Origin of the sequence: Aliagarivorans taiwanensis DSM 22990, from assembly GCF_000429505.1 — a bacterium.
In the GTDB taxonomy this organism is placed as follows: Bacteria; Pseudomonadota; Gammaproteobacteria; order Enterobacterales; family Celerinatantimonadaceae; genus Aliagarivorans; species Aliagarivorans taiwanensis.
On record NZ_AUBZ01000070.1, the window covers coordinates 1 to 3,169 of the forward strand.

At 46.1% G+C, this 3,169-nt stretch carries 4 protein-coding genes; 2 read left to right on the forward strand and 2 right to left on the reverse strand.

Translation table 11 applies throughout. The annotated features are described in order from the left end of the window. Window positions 1–108: 108 nt before the first annotated feature. Complete coding sequence (locus G462_RS0119970) at window positions 109–312, reverse strand: hypothetical protein (protein WP_026960548.1); 204 nt, start codon at window positions 310–312, stop codon at window positions 109–111. 34 nt (window positions 313–346) lie between these two features. After that, window positions 347–1,384, reverse strand: a complete 1,038-nt coding sequence (locus G462_RS0119975; protein WP_026960549.1) for a phage/plasmid replication protein, II/X family — start codon at window positions 1,382–1,384, stop codon at window positions 347–349. 188 nt (window positions 1,385–1,572) lie between these two features. Here G462_RS0119975 and G462_RS0119980 point away from each other — a divergent pair, with 188 nt between their 5' ends. Both G462_RS0119980 and G462_RS0119985 read left to right on the forward strand, forming a co-directional pair. After that, window positions 1,573–2,067 (forward strand): helix-turn-helix domain-containing protein, encoded by a 495-nt coding sequence (locus G462_RS0119980; RefSeq protein WP_026960550.1) that lies wholly within the window; start codon window positions 1,573–1,575, stop codon window positions 2,065–2,067. A 592-nt stretch (window positions 2,068–2,659) separates the two neighbouring features. Beyond that, entirely contained in the window at window positions 2,660–2,884 is a 225-nt protein-coding gene (locus G462_RS0119985; RefSeq protein ID WP_026960551.1) for a hypothetical protein, read from the forward strand. Window positions 2,885–3,169: the final 285 nt, after the last annotated feature.

Here is a 3,169-nt window from a genome sequence, read left to right on the forward strand (position 1 = left end):
GCAATCCTAGGTGAAATCTGAGGCACTTAGCAGGCCCATTGGCCTGTTAAGTGTCATCAGTATTTAGATTTTATGGTAAATCCATTATGTTCAATGACTTACGTGATTTTACTGGCTGGCTTGGTGTTTATAAAGCCTTAGCTCTGGCCGTTGACTTGCAGCTAAGTGATTTGCGATCTCCTGCAGTTCTTCCTCGATACTGCCCAGGATCCTTTTAAACATGACTTCCGATTCTGGCACCAGGTCAACGATGACCTGGAACCTTATTAGCAGATCTTCCAGTTCTGTTGCTGCTTCTAGTTTGCTTTCCATCTCTTTAGCTCCTTGAGTTTTGGCGCTGTCAGATCTAAGCGGCACTACTGTTAGCTGAGCTATGCACCAGGCGTTTTTCGTATGCGAACCGAGGGATTACTGCGGGTTGTGCTTCGATGATTTTCACTAGTGGCACTACGTTTGAGCGATCCAGTGACTCTTGGCACAAGTTGATATCGATACCGTGTTCCAGCAACTCTTTACGATGTCGATAATATGTTGGCCTTGGTAGTACGTTGCGTAAGTCGCGGCCTTCACGCCATAAGATGTAAGTTGACTGGAGCCGATGCGGCAGGTTCATCTGCTGTTCACTGGTTAATGCAATTTGCTCTTTCATCTCTAGCTTCCTCAAGTAGTCGTTAAATAGCTCTCGCACTCTGACAGCGCTCAGATCTTTCGCGTTGATAACATCCAACTTGCGAAGCTGTTTACGCTTTAGTGTCAGTTCGATTCTGAGCTTATTTTCTACCCATTGTTCTATGCCGAGGTTTTGCAGCGCGATTGGTAAGGCGCCGCGATTGGTTTCGATTTCTTCTGCTTTGCAGTACAACTTGATAAACCAGTATGGTGAACGGTTGTCGCCAAAGTACAACGTTCCACCTTTCATGGACGGCCGGCCATGACGGGTTTTGGCCTTAAATTCCATTGCCCGAATGAATGCCAGAACATCAGATCGGCATGGCAAGTCGAAGGAATAATTGATATCAACCTTATTGACTTGATAGTCACCTATGGCAATCGCGTGTTGCTCCTGGAGCGTTGGCTTTAAGCAGAACTGCTTGGCAATAATAGCGAACGTATCAGCTACTAATGACACCAGGTCATCACTGCCAAACACGTTGTGGCCTTGGAGGAACTTCGATGGATTGCCGCTAATCCAGAGGTGAGTCGCCTTCCCTGCTCCATCACCTCCAACACTTCTGAACGACAACTTCTTTTCGTAGCTTCCAACGGCTTGCATTCGCTTAGGCGTTGACCACTCCTGGGTTCCGTCAGGCAGAATTGAGATCACCTCACCACCATAAATCGGCGTATGGTTTAGAGGGATTTCGACAGTTGCCCAATCGATCATTTATCCGTCCAAGAGTTATCAAAATGAGACAAAAGTCGGGTGTTACTAGACCCCCGACTCCGTTCAGCCCTCAAGATGCGTCAAGCACTATCGCAAGTATAAAAATGGTTAAGCACTAACACACATGTTAATGTTGATAATAGGCCAACCAAAAGTGCTAGTAAACTAAAACGGAAGTTAATGTGGATATGGATAAAGCCAGCATGAATGTAGGAAATGTACTTAAAGAGCGACGCATTTCGTTAAACATGAAGCAAGAAGACTTAGCAGAGCGCATGGGAGTGGTTGTTCAAACAGTGAGCAAGTGGGAACGAGGAATAACCGAACCCAAAGCAAGCCAAGTCGCCATGTTGAGCGAGATCCTGGATATCACCGAGCGCGAGATTTGCCGTGGTCAGTTCAGTTCGGGGAAGTTAGAGACTACGGAGTTCGTTCGTAAAGTAAGCAACCTGATGAATGCCATCTCTGAAACTGAGATGTTGTTCGTAATGCAGAGCTTTATCGATGATGAAGAAGGTTTTATTCAGAAGTTGAGTTCTGCTGTAGCTTCGCCCTCTTCTCCCGATCCTATCGTGGTTAAGCTGCTGCTCAGTAAAATTGAGTCAGGCGAAGTCACATTTAGCTCCGAAGTAGAAAAACAAAGCACTATTGCGGCCTTAACCCAAGCTGTTGGAGACAACTAACATGAGGATTCGCAATGAAGTATGTAAAAGCAGGACCATTTTACTTTTACACTGACGGTTTAGAGCCAGATTTTCAGTGCTCAGGGTGTGGTTTTTTGTACTGGAAGTTAAGTATGAATTACAGTGAGCTTTGCCCTGGGCTAACTCCCCCGGTATGCGTTATGTGTGGTGAGGATGTTAAGTCAGCTCAGAAAGGTAACTACGTTCCTATCGAAATCAACGATCTTCCGGAGCCGCCTCCGAAGATATACTTTCCTTATTGAACTTGGCGCATTCTCGCGCCGCTGGCGCTCTGCTCGAGAAGCGCCAAGTTCAAAATGTGAAGGCTGCTTAGGCAGCCATTTTTGTATTCGGCTACTAGAGCGCTCCGTGCATCACTAGGCAAGAACCCGTCAATGATACCCTTCGGCTGGATGCTCACCCGGTCAATTTTTTAAAAACGCTTCGCAATAAAAAATCGCTGCGGCCTCCGCTCCAGTCATTGACTGAACCTTACCTAGCAATACACAAGGTTGTCACCTGAGTAAGCGAGGGCTAAAAGGCGCTAAGCGCCAGCCCTCACTGACTCAGTTAACGAACCGGAGCTAAGAACATGGGCGATATTACTGAATACCAAGATCGGATTTTCAGCTGCTATACCACAAGCGGAAAACTAACCGCGAAAGGCGTAATTGAACTGGATGATATCTGCCAGGAGTTGCAAACCAAGCTAGCCAGCATGGAAGACAAAAACAGCGAAGAGTACAGCGCTCTTTATCAAGTCTATCTAGATGCCCAGGCTCCATTTGGCTTCGCTAGTTCACGAGTAAAACCTTAACCCATGACCACCCTATTTACTTTAATTTGGCAAACAACTTTATGTATGACTCGGACATCGTAATCACACCAAAAGAACAGCTATTTATTATCCGCTTGAAATCGAGCCTGCGGTCTACTTACATCTCATGGCGTATTGGCGTTCGGGTAGATTACTTGCTTCCCAGGGAAACATTTTATCGGCACAAGAAGATTTTTTTGCGTGAGTACAACATCGATATAGGAAAGGTATGTATTGCGCAACCTGCGCACCTAGCAGACTAACAAATATACATTATGCGCACCG

Bases quoted from the DNA above. Each gene is read 5' to 3' on its own strand.
- G462_RS0119970 (WP_026960548.1), bottom strand. From the start codon at position 312: ATGGAAAGCAAACTAGAAGCAGCAACAGAACTGGAAGATCTGCTAATA.
- G462_RS0119975 (WP_026960549.1), bottom strand. From the start codon at position 1,384: ATGATCGATTGGGCAACTGTCGAAATCCCTCTAAACCATACGCCGATT.
- G462_RS0119980 (WP_026960550.1), top strand. From the start codon at position 1,573: ATGGATAAAGCCAGCATGAATGTAGGAAATGTACTTAAAGAGCGACGC.
- G462_RS0119985 (WP_026960551.1), top strand. From the start codon at position 2,660: ATGGGCGATATTACTGAATACCAAGATCGGATTTTCAGCTGCTATACC.